We start from the raw sequence: 14,407 nt of genomic DNA, 5'->3' as shown, positions 1-14,407 counted from the left end.
CCCAAACAAAAATGTTTGGGGATAACCTAAAAAATAAAAAAGTATTTCTACTTTTACTTAACCAAGGAAATATCTATGAAAACAGTAAGGAATCTTTCATTATGATGGCGGTGAGAGAGGGATTCGAACCCTCGATACAGTTTCCCATATACACGCTTTCCAGGCGTGCTCCTTCAACCACTCGGACATCTCACCGAATCAACAAAAAGATGGCATAAATATAGCAATATTACGACTTTATTTCAAGTATTTTCTTCACAAAATAAATTAAATCAAATTTTGAACGGATCACTGCCCAATACCTAAACAATTTGGCGATTTTGGCACAATTCCACCAATTTCAGCCCACTCACTTTGTGTGTATAAATGGAGAGCCAATGCGTGAACGCCATTTTCCAATTCTTCCGCCAAACAAGCGTAAACTGCCTGATGACGGGCAACGGCTCTTTTCCCTTCAAATTTGTCAGATACCAATGTCAGTTTAAAATGGGATTCAGCCCCCCTACCAGAACTGTGCATATAGCTTTCATTTTCAATATTCAACACAATTGGCGAAAATTCGTTGTTTATTTTATTAATAATTGTTTGTTCTACTAACATTTTTATTCTCTTTCATTGAAAATTAAGGCTAAATAATACTATACTAGTGAAAATTTTTCTCATAATTTATTAAACAGAAGGATTTATTATGAAATTATCTAAAAAAACCTTAGTTTTAGCGACAACCTTTGCAGCAACTTTATTAGCAGGTTGTCAAAGCCAATCAAATACTTTAACTTTTGCAACACCAACCCCAACTGCGGTATTTAACACCAACAATCAAACTGCTGCGGTAAATGTGATGACACAAGATTTACGCACCTCACGCGAAATTGCAAGCTACACTAAAAACGGTGAATTAATTCGTTTAACCGCTGTGCCGGAAGTGGCTGCAATGTTCCAACAAGCAGTACAGCAAGACCTTAACGCAAAAGGCTTCCAAATTGTGCAAGGTGCAGCAAATGCAAATGTTACTGTGAATATTCGTAAATTCTTCGCAACAGTTGAGCAAGGCAATTTACGCTATAAAGCTGATGCACAAGTTGGTGTTGAAGTTACTGTTCAAGGTTCAAGAGGCAACTTCAGCAAAAACTTCAACGCAACACGTGGTTATGAAGGAGCATTTGGTGCAAACAACGATGAAATCAAAAAAGTGCTAGACCAAGCCTATTCTGATGTTGTTAAAGCAATTTATAACGATAACGAAATCGCAGCAGCAATTCATCAATTCAAGTAATTGATATTGAATTCATCTTACAAGCGGTTAAATTTGCTCAGTTTTTTGCAAAAAATTGAAGAAATTTAACCGCTTGTTGTTTTCTATTTTGTGATGTTGATTGAAAATAACATAAATTCAATTTACTGTTGAACAATTTCCCCTTACCATAAGGCAGACATAAGTCTGCCTTTGATGTATTTTAAATAGATATAAAATGAGAATCCCAAGAATTTACCACCCGGAACTATTAGCTAATCAGCAAAGTTGTATTTTAAGTGAAGATGCATTTAATCACGTTGGGCGTGTGCTACGAATGAAAGAAGGCGAGCAGATTATTTTGTTTGATGGCTCGAACCATATTTTTCACGCCACATTACAAGCGGTCGAAAAACGCCAAATTATTGCAAAAATTGATTCAAGTGAATTAGACGATAGAGAATCTAATTTGCCTATTCATTTAGGGCAAGTGATTTCCAGAGGCGATAGAATGGAATTTACCATTCAAAAATCAGTGGAATTGGGTGTAAAAATTATTACCCCTCTTTGGTCGGAGCGTTGCGGTGTAAAGCTCAATGATGAACGGCAAGATAAAAAACTACAACAATGGCAAAAAATTGCGATTGCTGCGTGCGAGCAATGCGGACGAAATGAAATTCCTGAAATTCGCCCGATTATGAAGCTCACCGATTGGTGCAAAGAGCAAGATGAAATGCTAAAACTTAACCTGCACCCAAGAGCCAAATATACCATTCGTGAACTGCCAAATGTACCAAGTGCAGGAGTACGCTTATTAATTGGCTCAGAAGGTGGCTTATCGGCAGAAGAAATTGCGATGACGAAAAGCGAAGGCTTTACCGAAGTATTGTTAGGCAAACGAGTATTACGCACAGAAACTGCCTCACTTGCCGCCATTACTGCCCTACAAGTGTGTTTTGGAGATATTTAATGCTAGAAAATTTACAAGGCAAATTTCTGATTGCCACCCCAGAAATGGACGATGATTATTTTGAACGTACCGTTATCTATATTTGTGAGCACAATCAGCAAGGGGCGATGGGGGTTGTAATTAACACGCCAACCGATCTTTCTGTACTTGAATTGCTTACCCGTATGAATTTCCAAATGGCAAAGCAGCGTGATTATAATAAAGATCAAATGGTGCTCAGCGGCGGACCGGTTAATCAAGACAGAGGCTTTATCATTCACACCAAAACAGAAAATGATTTTATTCACACTTATCCGATCACGGATAGAATCACACTCACAACTTCAGGCGATGTGTTAGACTCTTTCGGCACTCCCGAATCGCCGGAAAAATTTATTGTTTGCTTAGGCTGCTCAACGTGGCGAACCAACCAACTGGAGCAAGAAATTGCACAAAATTATTGGATTGTGTCTGAAGCAAATGAAAAAACATTATTTGAAACCGGCTATTTAGATCGCTGGGCAGAAGCCTATGAAATGATGGGGCTTTCAGGTATACCAGCTAGAGCAGGGAGAGCTTAATGTCCGAAACCGTTATTGCCTTCGATTTCGGCACAAATAGCATTGGTTGTGCTGTTGGTCAAAGTATTACCGGCACGGCTCAAGGTTTGAGTTCATTTAAAGCCCGAGACGGTATTCCAAAATGGGAAGAAATTGGTAAACTGTTGCAAGAATGGAAGCCCGATATTTTAGTTGTCGGCTTACCATTAAATATGGACGGAACAGAACAGCCTTTAACCCAAAGAGCCCGAAAATTCGCTAACCGCTTAAACGGACGTTTTAATTTGCCTGTTGAGTTACAAGATGAACGTTTAACCACCGTTGAAGCCAAAGCGGAAATTTTTTCTCGTGGTGGCTACAAAGCATTAAAAAAGGATAAAGTGGATTCCATTTCCGCTTGTTTAATTTTAGAAAGCTGGTTTGAAAATCGGTAATTTGCAAAAAATTAACGATTTTCGACCGCTTGTAAAAGGATATTTATGATACTTTCATCTAGCCGTAGTTTAGTTTCTATCGCTGCAATCATTATTATTTTAGCCGGTATTAAATTGTCTAGTGAGATTGTAGTGCCATTTCTACTCGCACTTTTCATTGCGATTATTTGCTCGCCAATGATTAATTTTATGACGAAGCGGAAAATTCCGCTATGGTTAGCAATTACACTCTTGCTGATAGTGATTCTGTTAGGTTTTACCTTTTTTGCAGGCATTATTAATAGCTCATTGCAAGAGTTTACCAGTTCAATACCGCAATATAAAACGCAGCTCTCAACCAGAGTTCGTGCCCTTTTGGAATTTGCAAAGCAGTGGAATTTACCAATTCATATTTCACAGGAAGAACTGATGAGCAAATTTGACCCAAGCTCCATTATGAATTTTGTCAGTTCGCTATTGGTGGGGCTTTCCGGTACATTATCAAATATTTTTGTGGTCTTTTTAATCGTCATTTTTATGCTAATGGAAATGCCTGTAGCGAAATATAAACTGGCTTTAGCGTTAAGTGAAGATGATGATTTACGCAATGAAAAAGAGTATATCAACCAAGTATTAGAAGGCGTAATCGGTTATTTAGGCGTAAAAACCTTTGTTAGTCTTCTTACCGGTATTTTTGTATGGATTTTATTAACATCGTTAGATGTCCAATACGCTATTTTATGGGCTATGTTTAGCTTCTTACTTAACTATGTTCCGAATATCGGTTCAATTTTGGCAGGCATTCCTATTGTTATTCAAGCCCTCATATTAAATGGCTTTTCAATCGGGCTAGGAACATTAATCGGTATGGTTGCCATTAATATGGTTATCGGTAATGCCTTAGAGCCTCGTTTAATGGGTAAAAAGCTAGGACTTTCAACTCTAGTGGTATTCCTTTCACTTCTGTTTTGGGGCTGGTTGCTCGGAGCGGTGGGAATGTTGCTTTCTGTTCCTTTAACAATGGCGTGTAAAGTAGCGTTAGAATCAAATAAAGACACAAGAAAATATGCCGTATTGTTCAGTGATTTAGAAGAAGTGCCAAGAGGCAAAAAATATCACTAAATAACTTGACGAGCGAAAAAGAGTTGCTAGAATTTGGCAACTCTTTTTTATTTCACAAACTGAAATAAATCAGATTGTTCGGATGAAGGTAGCTGGAGAGAAATGAATTAACATTTCACCGACGAGGTAAACTCTTTCAGGTGCAACTAAGTTGCGAGGACTGTTACTGGACGAACCCTTGGAGAGAGCTGATGAAAAATCAGCCGCCGAAGGCGAAAATGCAGCAATGTGTGAAACGCTCAGGCAAAAGGACAGGGGAGAAAAGTTATACAATACAAGCGGTTGTTTTTTGCTGATTTTTTGCAAAAAATTTCCGTTTTTTAACCGCTTGTTCTAGCATTCCTTTTCTTTCCTTGTAAGCTATTTTTACGAGGAACATTTAATGTCAATCGACACCATTCTTAATCAAATCAACAGTTTTATTTGGGGTCCGCCGCTTCTGATTTTAATTTCAGGCGTAGGGATTTATCTCACTCTTGCCTTAAAAGGCATTCAATTAAGCCAACTTGGGCGAGCGTTCGTTTATATGTTCAAACCTGAAAAAGGGAAAGGACAATCAGGAGACATCTCAGCTTTTGCCGCCCTTGCTACTGCCCTTGCAGCGACTATCGGTACAGGTAATATTGTTGGCGTTGCCACCGCAATTCATTCGGGCGGACCGGGAGCATTATTTTGGATGTGGCTCATCGCCCTATTCGGTATGGCAACTAAATATGCCGAAGGCTTGCTTGCAATTAAATATCGTACTAAAGATAAAGCAGGCTTTGTTGCCGGCGGACCAATGTACTATATCGAATTAGGTATGGGTAAAAAATGGCGTTGGCTCGCTAAAGCCTTTGCTTTTTTCGGGGTATTAGTGGCGTTACTCGGTATTGGCACTTTCCCACAAGTAAATGGCATTACGCACGCCTTAGAAAGTACCTTCGATGTGCCAATTCTCTTTAGTGCTATTATTTTAACGCTGATTGTAACTGCAATTATTCTTGGCGGTGTAAAACGTATTTCTAAAATTGCAACCATTGTTGTGCCGTTTATGGCTATCGCTTATGTTGTTGCCTCGCTGTGTGTGATTATTCTCAACGCCGAAAAAGTACCACAAGCTATCGTTACTATTGTTCACGCAGCCTTTAATCCGCAAGCTGCATTAGGTGGTGCATTTGGTTTTACTGTAATGCAAGCCATTCAGCTGGGTGTAGCACGCGGTATTTTCTCGAATGAATCAGGCTTAGGCTCAGCCCCGATTGCCGCCGCTGCTGCTCAAACCAAAGAACCGGTGAGACAGGGCTTAATTTCAATGACAGGCACATTTTTAGATACTATCATTGTTTGTACAATGACAGGCTTGGTTATTATTATTTCAGGTGCTTGGACAGGTGATATTAAAGGTGCAGCTCTCACGACAACAGCCTTTACTCAAGGCTTAGACAGCTCATTTGGTGCAATTATTGTAACAGTTGGCTTAGTTTTCTTCGCATTCACCACTATTTTAGGCTGGTGCTACTATGGAGAACGCTGTTTTGTCTATTTAACACGTGGACGAACCCAATATATCAAGCTCTATCGCATTTTATTTATTGCGTTAATTGCCGCTGCCCCATTTTTACAACTCGATACTATCTGGACAATTGCCGATATTGTAAACGGTTTAATGGCATTCCCAAATCTCATTGCAATTATTGCTTTACGCAAAGTAATTATTAGCGAAACCAAAGATTTCTTTTCTCGCCTTAAAAAAGGCGAAACAGAATAAAAACTGATAGAATATAGGGCAATTTAGCCCTATATTTTTATTTATGAAATTTTTATACACCTTTATTTTTTGCCTATTGCTTTCAATTAGTTATGCAAATGAGCGACAAATCAATTGCAAAGTGGTGGGAATTAGCGATGGCGACACCCTAAGTTGCTTAGTAAACAAAGCACCGCTCAAAGTGAGATTGATACATATTGATGCACCTGAACAATCTCAGCCTTATGGAAATAGAGCTAAACAAGCTCTGGCTCAGTTAGTGTTTAAACAAAACATTACTGCCGTGATTTCAGGATACGATCGCTATCAACGCTTACTTGCTACCCTCTATTTAAACGGTAAAAACATCAACTTAGCCTTAGTAGAAAACGGTATGGCGTGGGCTTATACCACAAAGCGAGAGTACATTGAGGCACAAAATCAAGCAAAACACGCCAAAATCGGCTTATGGCAGGACAAATTTCCCATCAATCCAAGCCAATGGCGAAAAGAGCATACATCAGCCTTACCACAAGCGGTCAAAAAACCGGGAAATATTGCAAATCCACCACAAGCAATTAACTGCAAAATTAAATTAAGCTGCAACCAAATCGGCAATTACGAACAAACAAAACACTACTTCCAACAATGCGATTGGAAAGCGTTAGATGGTAATAATGACGGCATTCCGTGTAATAAACTGTATCGGAAAGCTCAGCAAAATAGATATTAATTTAACATTCATTCAAAGAAATAATTCTATCTGCTGATTGAATTGTAGATTGTCTACGAGCAATAATAATCCTTGTTATATTCATTTGTGAAATCGCTTGATTAACAAACTTCTCATTTTCTTCATCTAAATGGCTGGTTGCCTCGTCCATCAAGAGAATTTTAGGCTTTTTATATAAAGCTCTAGCAATAAATAATCGTTGTCTTTGTCCGCCGGCTTTTCGAAATATTTACTTCATCGTCGCTGGAATACCCTACTTTTAATCATTTCTCATAATGCTTTACTAAATCAGCATAGTCATTCATCGTTTTTTCAATTTCAACTAAATAAGCCTGCTTATCTTGATAAATTTTTTGACTGATATGCAATAGCTTCTTGTCTAAACACATAACTAAGGCTTCCTATATAAATCCACATATAGATTCATATACAGCTTAATATTAATTAACATTTAATTATATAAAAATAACGAATATATCATTGCTATTCTTTTCTAAAAAAATACCAAATAAATAAAACACAAAAAAACATTACATCATAAACAATCTCACTAAAACCAAATGGTAGCAATGGATAAATAAAAATAGAAACCATAAAATAAATAAAACCAATAAAAACCACCATTAAAATACTCATAACAACACCTCACTATAAAAAACAATCATACTTCCTATACTAAATTCCATTTCAAACGAAAATAAAATAACAATATATCCTCTATATACTGACTTACTGATTTAAATCATATAGACCAAAATCCCCATTTTTATTAATGTTTTCATTCTATCCAGTGCATCTGGAATTTGCTTCTCTATACTTTTAATAAAGGTATCAAATACAGGATCAAAACCCAATTTACCTACTGCCAAACCAGCAAAAATTGGCATACCAAGAATTGGTATATTTGTTCTCTTTATGTGTAATGAGCTCCTGGCTAATACAAACTAAAAGTAATATAACTATGTCTACTAACAATATTCGTATTTACCACACTTTCATTTTTAATATTTTACGAACCACAAATACATAAATCATTGCAATGAGAAATACAATTACCATTCTTTTAATGTTCATTTCGCGTAGTCTCTCTATTTCTACTCTCTTTCTATGCTTCAGAAAAGAGCTAACAATAATAAATAAGTCAGCCAATACAAAAAGCTAAGGACGTCAGGAAGGTTAAATTGTGCTATGATATGTCCAATATTTGAGAGAGCAAATAAGCCAACAATATGATTTTTAATAATTGAGCAAGTTATTTTTTATCTACAATACCTCAACTCAGAAAAAACGCATCTACAAAATAACATTCATTCTCATTTAAGGCAAATTATATGCGTAACCAACAATTTCGTACCTATTTTCCCTTTTTCACCCAAGCTGACGGTTGGACTTATTTAGACTCCGCCGCTACAACGCTAAAACCTGATGTTTTGGTTCAAGCAACCAGCGAATTTTACGCCTCTGCCGGTTCGGTACATCGCAGTCAGTACGATTTGCCGCAAACTGAGCAATATGAATTAGCTCGTGATTTAGTTGCTAAACGCTTTAATGTGGAAGCCCGTGAAGCAGTGATTTGGACGAGCGGCACAACTCAAAGCATTAATACTGTGGCTTATGGCTTGGAGCATCAAATTGCGGAAGGTGATGAAATTGTGATTTCAGTGGCAGAACATCACGCTAATTTTATTCCTTGGCAACAACTTGCCGAACGCACAAGAGCAAAACTTATTGTGCTGCCACTTAATGAACAGTATCAAATTGAAGCTGAAACACTTAAAAATGCGTTGTCAGAAAAAACCAAAATCGTCGCTTTTAATTTAGTTTCCAATGTAACAGGGGTTCGCCAACCTGCGGAACATTTAATCCCAATTATTCGCCGGCACACTTCCGCTAAAATTGTGTTAGATATTGCTCAAGCTGTATGTTGTGAGCAAGTGGATGTGCAAAAACTTGATGCCGATTTCTACGCTTTTTCCGCCCATAAAATGTATGGTCCAAACGGTGTGGGTGTGCTGACCGGTAAATTGCAAAGTTTGGAGCAAATTCGACCGCTTGTATTCGGTGGCAAAATGCTGAAAAACGTTACTGAAAGTGAACTAACTGTAGCAGATTTGCCTTACCGGTTGGAAGCAGGCACGCCAAATATTGTAGGTATTATTGGTTTTGGACAAGTTTTGGCTTGGTTAGAGAAATGGAATTTTACAGAACTTAATCAACAACTTTATACGTTAGCAGAATACACCCGCAAGCGGTTAAATTCTTATCAACATTTGCAAATTATCGGACAACAAAATACACCGACTATTAGTTTTGTGGTTAAAGATCAACACCCTGCCGATATTGCCGCTTTTTTGACCCAGAGTAAAATCGCTATTCGGCACGGCGAACATTGTGCTAAGCCTTATTTGCGTTATTTGCAAGAAAGCGGCACACTTCGCCTTTCGCTGGCTCATTACAATACAAAAGAGGATATTGAGCATTTTTTCAACACCTTAAATTTTGCACTCAAAATTTTGCAAGAAAGCTAAGCTAAATCAAAAAATACATATTTTTTAGTAGAACGAAAAGGCTGAATATTGTAATCTTTACACTAGTTTCTATTTTAAATTTAATTTATCAAAAAGGTGTTTTTAGATGAGTAAAAAAATCAAGAAAATTGCGATTTTAACCAGCGGTGGCGATGCACCGGGTATGAATGCCGCTATTCGTGGTGTGGTGCGTGCAGCATTAAATGAAGGATTAGCAGTTTGTGGCGTTCAAGATGGTTATTCAGGGCTTTATCACGATAAAGTGATTCCACTAGACAGACGCTCTGTATCAGAAACTATCAATCGTGGCGGTACATTCTTAGGTTCAGCACGCTTTCCTGAATTCAAACGCCCTGAAGTACGTAAAAAATGCGTAGAAACATTAAAAAAATATGATATTGATGCGTTAGTTGTTATTGGTGGCGATGGCTCTTATATGGGAGCGAAGTTATTAACTGAGGAATTTGGTTATCCGTGTATCGGTATTCCGGGCACGATTGATAATGATATCGTAGGTACTGATTATACTATCGGCTATCAAACTGCGTTAGAAACCGCTTTAGAAGCAATTGACCGTTTACGTGATACATCAAGTTCTCACCAACGTATTTCTATTGTTGAAATAATGGGTCGCCATTGTGGTGATTTAACCATTAGTGCAGCCTTAGCCGGCGGTTGTGAATATATTATCGTTCCGGAAAAAGGATTGAATAAAGAAGCATTAATGGATAGTATTTCTGATGGTTTCCAAAAAGGTAAACGCCACTCTATCATTGCAATTACTGAGTTAATGACTGATGTTCACGAATTAGCAAAAGAGATTGAAGAGCGTTTCGGACACGAAACTCGTGCAACTGTGTTAGGTCATACCCAACGTGGTGGTGCACCTTGTGCCTTTGACCGAATTTTAGCCTCTCGTATGGGCGTTTATGCGGTGGAATTATTATTACAAGGTTTTGGCGGACACTGTGTCGGTATTCAAAACGAGCAGTTAGTTCATCACGATATTATTGATGCAATTAATAATATGCGTCGTCCGTTTAAAGAAGAATTATACGAGACCTCTAGAAAATTATTCTAGGATTTCTTAAAATTTAAAGGCGACTAAAATAGTCGCCTTTTTATTTTCACCTAATAAGGAAATCTAATGTTCAAAGAAAAACCCGTTATTTCCAACCAACACGGTGCATTAGCAATGGCAATGCTGCCTTTTCTTTATGCGGTCATCACAAGTGGATTTACACCTTTGCATATTTTCTTTGGGCTTTCTTGGCTATTCCTCTATCTTTTCTCTTACCCTTTTCTCTCTTTATTTAGCAAAAAACCAACCGAACGTAATAAAAAATGGGCAAAAATTTACTTCGCTTTAAGTTTACTCTTTGCTTTGCCTGTTATTTATAATGTGCCTGCTATTTTGCAATTTTTAGTGATAATTCTACCGCTTGGATTAATTCAAATTTACTTTGCCAAACAAAAAGATGAACGGAATTTGTGGAATGATATTGCAGGCATTTTAACTTTCGGGGTAATGGGAATGGCAACTTATTATGTTGTTACAAAACAATATAATATTGAGATACTCCTCCACCCTACGCTGTTTTTTATTGCCACAACGTTCTATGTAAAAAGTATGGTGAGAGAACGTAAAAACCCTGTATATATGGAACTCAGCATTTCAACACATCTACTATTAGCCATTATTTATTGTTTGTGTTCAATGCAAGCGGTCTTTTTTGCTTATTTAATTGCAACTGCTCGTGCGATTATTGTGCCGAGTTTAGGCTTGAATGTAAAACAGATCGGAATGTTGGAATTTCCTGTTATCCTACTTTTTTTGATTGCGTTAGTTTTATGATTTTTCTATAACAAAAAACCTCTGAGCTTATCAGAGGTTTTTTAATTATTCTTATTGTGCTGCTTTCTGGATTTGTTCACCAGCTTTCTCAACATCCTTGCCTACGCCATCAACAGTGTTACACGCTGTTAAGAAAGTTGCACTTGCTAAAATTGCTAATACTAATTTTTTCATAAAATACTCCTTATTTTTTGTTTGTTATGAAAACGACTTCAATATAACAAGTCTAAATTATAAACGCAATACGTTAAATTAATAATCTAGTTCATCTTTATAAAGCTCGTAATCCGCTTTTAATGCTTGAATGAGTTCCACAAAATCTTCTGGTAATGGAGCGTGCCATTCCATCAATTCGCCTGTAATTGGGTGTTCTAAGCGTAGCATAATAGCGTGCAATGCTTGGCGTTGAAAACTGCGTAAAACAGATAAAAATTCCTCACTTGCTCCTTTTGGTGGGCGAGGTCTGCCACCATAAAGTTGATCGCCCAATAACGGGTGTGCAATATGTGCCATATGCACACGAATTTGGTGAGTACGCCCGGTCTCCAAACGTAAACGTAAGCGAGTGTAGTTACGGAAACGCTCCATAATACGATAATGGGTTACAGCCGGTTTTCCCATTGGGTGAACTGCCATTGCAGTACGCTTAGTCGGGTGGCGAGCCATTGGTTCATCAACTTTACCGCCTTGAGTCATAATGCCGCTTGCGACTGCTTCATACTCACGTGTAATACGGCGTTTTTGTAATGCTGTTACTAGGTGAGTTTGGGCTGGAATATTTTTCGCCACCACCATTAAGCCTGTAGTATCTTTATCTAAACGATGCACAATGCCGGCTCGTGGGACTTCTGCAATCGGCGGATAATAATGCAACAACGCATTTAATACCGTACCATCAGGATTGCCCGCTCCGGGGTGAACCACTAAATCTTTTGGTTTATTGATAACAATAATATCGTCATCTTCATACACAATATTGAGCGGAATATCTTGTGGTTCAAAACGAATTTCTTCTTCGATTTCAGCGGTAATTTCCACCATTTCGCCACCAAATACTTTTTCTCGCGCTTTATTGATGATATTGCCGTTCACTTTTACTAAATCGCTTTCAATCCACACTTTAATGCGTGAACGTGAATAATCCGGAAAAAGTTGTGCCAGTGCTTGATCTAAACGAGCACCTAATAGGTCAGCAGTAATTTCTGCGGTTAAAATCTTTTTTTGAGTAGTCATTAAAATATAAATCCTAATTAGTCATTTGCTTACTTGCGTGATGTTATATAAAATAGTGAGATGAACTTCATAAGTTATTCTTAGTCTGAGGGTATTGTACATTAACTTTTGGTCTCAGACACTTTTTATAGGTAAAACATATGCGTAAATTTAAAACTCTTGCCACATTAGCATTAGCAGGGCTTGTTGTAGGTTGTTCAAGTTCTAATAAAGACATCGAAGAATCAAACGTTCAAGATCTTTATAGCAAAGGGCAAACCTATTTACAAGACGGCGATTATAACTCTGCCATTCGTTATTTAGAGGGAGTGAGTGCTAAAGGTGGTCAATATTCAGGTCTTGGTGAACAAACCCAATTAAGTTTAATTTATGCACAATATAAAGTAGGCGAATATTATAAAGCATTAGATGCTGCAGAACGTTTCGCCCGTTCTTATCCAAATGCAGCCAATATGGATTATGTATTCTACCTAGCCGGTCTTTCAAATGCACGCTTAGGTGATAATTTTATCCAAGATTTCTTTAAAGTAAATCGTGCTTCTCGTGCAGTGGATAATGTGCGTAACGCTTACGGTAACTTCCAAACTATCGTTCAGCACTATCCACAAAGCCAATATGCTCAAGATGCTCAAAATTGGATGAACTATTTATTCAACCGTTTAGCCGAACACGAATTATCGATCGTAAAATTCTATGATAAACGTAATGCGTACGTTGCGGTAGTAAATCGCGTAGAAGAAATGTTGCGTTTCTATCCAAATACCGAAGCAACTAAAAATGCCCTTCCTTATCTGAAAGAAGCATTTAAACAAATGGGTATTCAAGATTCAGAGCAAAAAACCGAACTATTAATTAAAGAATACGAAAATAAAACCTTACCAAACCCGGCAAAACCGGAATATGGTGAACAATTCTAATTAAACATACCAGAATATTAGGGGCGGTTTCGCCCCTTTTGGCTTTATAACTTATTAGCTCATTAGGAAATTATGCGAATTTTAGGTATTGAAACCTCTTGCGATGAAACCGGCGTTGCCATTTATGATGAAGAAAAAGGCTTAGTAGCAAACCAGCTCTACAGCCAAATTGATATGCACGCTGATTATGGTGGTGTTGTGCCGGAGCTTGCTTCGCGAGATCATATCCGCAAAACGCTCCCACTCATCCAAGAAGCCCTAAAAGAAGCTAACCTTCAGCCTTCCGATATTGATGGTATTGCTTATACCGCCGGTCCGGGCTTGGTTGGAGCATTATTAGTAGGCTCAACCATTGCTCGCTCTTTAGCTTATGCGTGGAATGTGCCGGCTCTTGGCGTTCATCATATGGAAGGGCATCTGCTTGCTCCTATGTTGGAAGAAAACGCTCCCGAATTTCCGTTTGTGGCGTTATTAATTTCAGGCGGACACACACAATTAGTGAAAGTCGATGGTATCGGCACATACGAATTAATGGGCGAATCTATTGACGATGCCGCAGGTGAAGCATTTGACAAAACCGGGAAATTATTAGGTTTGGATTACCCAGCAGGGGTTGCGATGTCAAAACTTGCCGAATCTGGCACACCAAATCGTTTTAAATTCCCACGCCCGATGACCGACCGACCGGGCTTAGATTTCAGCTTTTCCGGCTTAAAAACTTTTGCTGCAAATACTATTAAAGCCAACGCAAACGAAAATGGCGAAATTAACGAGCAAACTCGTTGCGATATTGCTCACGCGTTCCAACAAGCGGTAGTGGATACTATTTTAATTAAGTGCAAACGGGCATTAGAACAAACAGGCTATAAACGGCTAGTGATGGCAGGCGGTGTAAGTGCCAACAAGCAATTACGTGCCGACGTTGCCGAAATGATGCAAAAACTCAAAGGCGAAGTATTTTACCCTCGCCCGCAATTTTGTACCGACAACGGTGCGATGATTGCCTACACAGGTTTTTTACGTTTAAAAAACGGCGAATACAGCGATTTAAGTATTAGTGTAAAACCTCGCTGGGCGATGACCGAACTACCGCCAATTAAATAGCATTGCAAGCGGTCAAATTTCTTGGTAATT

The 14,407-nt window shown here is 38.2% G+C and carries 18 protein-coding genes, 1 tRNA gene and 1 riboswitch; of the genes, 12 read left to right on the top strand and 7 right to left on the bottom strand.

The window, feature by feature from the left end:
- Nucleotides 1-105: 105 nt before the first annotated feature.
- Nucleotides 106-195 (bottom strand) — tRNA-Ser (locus tag ACJHV0_RS03070).
- A 93-nt stretch (nucleotides 196-288) separates the two neighbouring features.
- Nucleotides 289-600 (bottom strand): BolA family protein, encoded by a 312-nt coding sequence (locus tag ACJHV0_RS03065; protein WP_025236347.1) that lies wholly within the window; start codon nucleotides 598-600, stop codon nucleotides 289-291.
- An 88-nt stretch (nucleotides 601-688) separates the two neighbouring features.
- On the opposite strand from ACJHV0_RS03065, the gene ACJHV0_RS03060 reads away from it, so the two are divergent.
- The 7 genes from ACJHV0_RS03060 (at nucleotide 689) to ACJHV0_RS03030 (ending at nucleotide 6,740) form a co-directional block, all read left to right on the top strand.
- Nucleotides 689-1,276 (top strand): YajG family lipoprotein, encoded by a 588-nt coding sequence (locus ACJHV0_RS03060; protein WP_483133348.1) that lies wholly within the window; start codon nucleotides 689-691, stop codon nucleotides 1,274-1,276.
- A gap of 196 nt (nucleotides 1,277-1,472) precedes the next feature.
- Nucleotides 1,473-2,204 (top strand): 16S rRNA (uracil(1498)-N(3))-methyltransferase, encoded by a 732-nt coding sequence (rsmE, locus tag ACJHV0_RS03055; RefSeq protein ID WP_483133347.1) that lies wholly within the window; start codon nucleotides 1,473-1,475, stop codon nucleotides 2,202-2,204.
- Nucleotides 2,204-2,764 carry a YqgE/AlgH family protein gene (locus tag ACJHV0_RS03050; RefSeq protein ID WP_483133346.1) on the top strand — a complete coding sequence of 187 codons (561 nt, stop codon included), beginning with the start codon at nucleotides 2,204-2,206 and terminating at the stop codon, nucleotides 2,762-2,764. The genes rsmE and ACJHV0_RS03050 overlap by 1 nt, the downstream gene beginning before the upstream one ends.
- The gene (ruvX, locus tag ACJHV0_RS03045; RefSeq protein WP_176671545.1) at nucleotides 2,764-3,177 is read left to right on the top strand and encodes a Holliday junction resolvase RuvX; all 414 of its coding nucleotides are present in this window, start codon (nucleotides 2,764-2,766) and stop codon (nucleotides 3,175-3,177) included. The genes ACJHV0_RS03050 and ruvX overlap by 1 nt, the downstream gene beginning before the upstream one ends.
- 45 nt (nucleotides 3,178-3,222) lie before the next feature.
- Nucleotides 3,223-4,278 carry an AI-2E family transporter gene (locus ACJHV0_RS03040; protein ID WP_483133345.1) on the top strand — a complete coding sequence of 352 codons (1,056 nt, stop codon included), beginning with the start codon at nucleotides 3,223-3,225 and terminating at the stop codon, nucleotides 4,276-4,278.
- A gap of 168 nt (nucleotides 4,279-4,446) precedes the next feature.
- A riboswitch (glycine riboswitch) is annotated at nucleotides 4,447-4,543 on the top strand.
- Between the two features lie 117 nt (nucleotides 4,544-4,660).
- Nucleotides 4,661-6,028, top strand: a complete 1,368-nt coding sequence (locus ACJHV0_RS03035) for an alanine/glycine:cation symporter family protein (protein WP_483133344.1) — start codon at nucleotides 4,661-4,663, stop codon at nucleotides 6,026-6,028.
- A 43-nt stretch (nucleotides 6,029-6,071) separates the two neighbouring features.
- On the top strand, nucleotides 6,072-6,740 hold the full coding sequence (locus ACJHV0_RS03030) for a thermonuclease family protein (protein WP_483133343.1): 669 nt from the start codon (nucleotides 6,072-6,074) through the stop codon (nucleotides 6,738-6,740).
- Nucleotide 6,741: 1 nt separating this feature from the next.
- Here ACJHV0_RS03030 and ACJHV0_RS03025 read toward each other — a convergent pair whose 3' ends face one another.
- From ACJHV0_RS03025 to ACJHV0_RS03015, 3 genes are all read right to left on the bottom strand, one after another.
- On the bottom strand, nucleotides 6,742-6,969 hold the full coding sequence (locus ACJHV0_RS03025; RefSeq protein ID WP_483133349.1) for an ATP-binding cassette domain-containing protein: 228 nt from the start codon (nucleotides 6,967-6,969) through the stop codon (nucleotides 6,742-6,744).
- Between the two features lie 34 nt (nucleotides 6,970-7,003).
- Complete coding sequence (locus ACJHV0_RS03020; RefSeq protein ID WP_283386145.1) at nucleotides 7,004-7,129, bottom strand: hypothetical protein; 126 nt, start codon at nucleotides 7,127-7,129, stop codon at nucleotides 7,004-7,006.
- A 348-nt stretch (nucleotides 7,130-7,477) separates the two neighbouring features.
- Nucleotides 7,478-7,627 carry a hypothetical protein gene (locus tag ACJHV0_RS03015; RefSeq protein WP_283386146.1) on the bottom strand — a complete coding sequence of 50 codons (150 nt, stop codon included), beginning with the start codon at nucleotides 7,625-7,627 and terminating at the stop codon, nucleotides 7,478-7,480.
- Nucleotides 7,628-8,071: 444 nt separating this feature from the next.
- Here ACJHV0_RS03015 and ACJHV0_RS03010 point away from each other — a divergent pair, with 444 nt between their 5' ends.
- The 3 genes from ACJHV0_RS03010 to ACJHV0_RS03000 all read left to right on the top strand — a co-directional run bounded on the left by ACJHV0_RS03010 (nucleotide 8,072) and on the right by ACJHV0_RS03000 (nucleotide 11,123).
- Nucleotides 8,072-9,268 (top strand): aminotransferase class V-fold PLP-dependent enzyme, encoded by a 1,197-nt coding sequence (locus ACJHV0_RS03010; protein WP_283386147.1) that lies wholly within the window; start codon nucleotides 8,072-8,074, stop codon nucleotides 9,266-9,268.
- 106 nt (nucleotides 9,269-9,374) lie between these two features.
- Nucleotides 9,375-10,349 (top strand): 6-phosphofructokinase, encoded by a 975-nt coding sequence (gene pfkA, locus ACJHV0_RS03005; RefSeq protein WP_283386148.1) that lies wholly within the window; start codon nucleotides 9,375-9,377, stop codon nucleotides 10,347-10,349.
- 66 nt (nucleotides 10,350-10,415) lie between these two features.
- Nucleotides 10,416-11,123: a YwiC-like family protein gene (locus tag ACJHV0_RS03000; protein WP_283386149.1), complete on the top strand. Its 708-nt coding sequence runs from the start codon at nucleotides 10,416-10,418 to the stop codon at nucleotides 11,121-11,123.
- A gap of 51 nt (nucleotides 11,124-11,174) precedes the next feature.
- Here ACJHV0_RS03000 and ACJHV0_RS02995 read toward each other — a convergent pair whose 3' ends face one another.
- On the bottom strand, nucleotides 11,175-11,297 hold the full coding sequence (locus ACJHV0_RS02995; protein WP_483133342.1) for an entericidin A/B family lipoprotein: 123 nt from the start codon (nucleotides 11,295-11,297) through the stop codon (nucleotides 11,175-11,177).
- Between the two features lie 78 nt (nucleotides 11,298-11,375).
- The gene (gene rluD, locus ACJHV0_RS02990) at nucleotides 11,376-12,356 is read right to left on the bottom strand and encodes a 23S rRNA pseudouridine(1911/1915/1917) synthase RluD (protein WP_334229734.1); all 981 of its coding nucleotides are present in this window, start codon (nucleotides 12,354-12,356) and stop codon (nucleotides 11,376-11,378) included.
- A gap of 140 nt (nucleotides 12,357-12,496) precedes the next feature.
- Here rluD and ACJHV0_RS02985 point away from each other — a divergent pair, with 140 nt between their 5' ends.
- A complete protein-coding gene (locus ACJHV0_RS02985) occupies nucleotides 12,497-13,273 on the top strand; it encodes an outer membrane protein assembly factor BamD (protein WP_025247520.1) in 777 nt (258 codons plus the stop codon).
- Between the two features lie 72 nt (nucleotides 13,274-13,345).
- Nucleotides 13,346-14,377 (top strand): tRNA (adenosine(37)-N6)-threonylcarbamoyltransferase complex transferase subunit TsaD, encoded by a 1,032-nt coding sequence (gene tsaD, locus ACJHV0_RS02980; protein ID WP_483133341.1) that lies wholly within the window; start codon nucleotides 13,346-13,348, stop codon nucleotides 14,375-14,377.
- The last annotated feature ends 30 nt before the right edge of the window (nucleotides 14,378-14,407 follow it).

The sequence above is a fragment of the Mannheimia sp. genome (assembly GCF_056854775.1).
This window is presented reverse-complemented; position numbering and strand designations above follow the sequence as displayed.

Coding starts and splice junctions, on each gene's coding strand:
- ACJHV0_RS03065 (WP_025236347.1), bottom strand. CDS start 600: ATGTTAGTAGAACAAACAATTATTAATAAAATAAACAACGAATTTTCG.
- ACJHV0_RS03060 (WP_483133348.1), top strand. CDS start 689: ATGAAATTATCTAAAAAAACCTTAGTTTTAGCGACAACCTTTGCAGCA.
- rsmE (WP_483133347.1), top strand. CDS start 1,473: ATGAGAATCCCAAGAATTTACCACCCGGAACTATTAGCTAATCAGCAA.
- ACJHV0_RS03050 (WP_483133346.1), top strand. CDS start 2,204: ATGCTAGAAAATTTACAAGGCAAATTTCTGATTGCCACCCCAGAAATG.
- ruvX (WP_176671545.1), top strand. CDS start 2,764: ATGTCCGAAACCGTTATTGCCTTCGATTTCGGCACAAATAGCATTGGT.
- ACJHV0_RS03040 (WP_483133345.1), top strand. CDS start 3,223: ATGATACTTTCATCTAGCCGTAGTTTAGTTTCTATCGCTGCAATCATT.
- ACJHV0_RS03035 (WP_483133344.1), top strand. CDS start 4,661: ATGTCAATCGACACCATTCTTAATCAAATCAACAGTTTTATTTGGGGT.
- ACJHV0_RS03030 (WP_483133343.1), top strand. CDS start 6,072: ATGAAATTTTTATACACCTTTATTTTTTGCCTATTGCTTTCAATTAGT.
- ACJHV0_RS03020 (WP_283386145.1), bottom strand. CDS start 7,129: ATGTGTTTAGACAAGAAGCTATTGCATATCAGTCAAAAAATTTATCAA.
- ACJHV0_RS03015 (WP_283386146.1), bottom strand. CDS start 7,627: ATGCCAATTTTTGCTGGTTTGGCAGTAGGTAAATTGGGTTTTGATCCT.
- ACJHV0_RS03010 (WP_283386147.1), top strand. CDS start 8,072: ATGCGTAACCAACAATTTCGTACCTATTTTCCCTTTTTCACCCAAGCT.
- pfkA (WP_283386148.1), top strand. CDS start 9,375: ATGAGTAAAAAAATCAAGAAAATTGCGATTTTAACCAGCGGTGGCGAT.
- ACJHV0_RS03000 (WP_283386149.1), top strand. CDS start 10,416: ATGTTCAAAGAAAAACCCGTTATTTCCAACCAACACGGTGCATTAGCA.
- ACJHV0_RS02995 (WP_483133342.1), bottom strand. CDS start 11,297: ATGAAAAAATTAGTATTAGCAATTTTAGCAAGTGCAACTTTCTTAACA.
- rluD (WP_334229734.1), bottom strand. CDS start 12,356: ATGACTACTCAAAAAAAGATTTTAACCGCAGAAATTACTGCTGACCTA.
- ACJHV0_RS02985 (WP_025247520.1), top strand. CDS start 12,497: ATGCGTAAATTTAAAACTCTTGCCACATTAGCATTAGCAGGGCTTGTT.
- tsaD (WP_483133341.1), top strand. CDS start 13,346: ATGCGAATTTTAGGTATTGAAACCTCTTGCGATGAAACCGGCGTTGCC.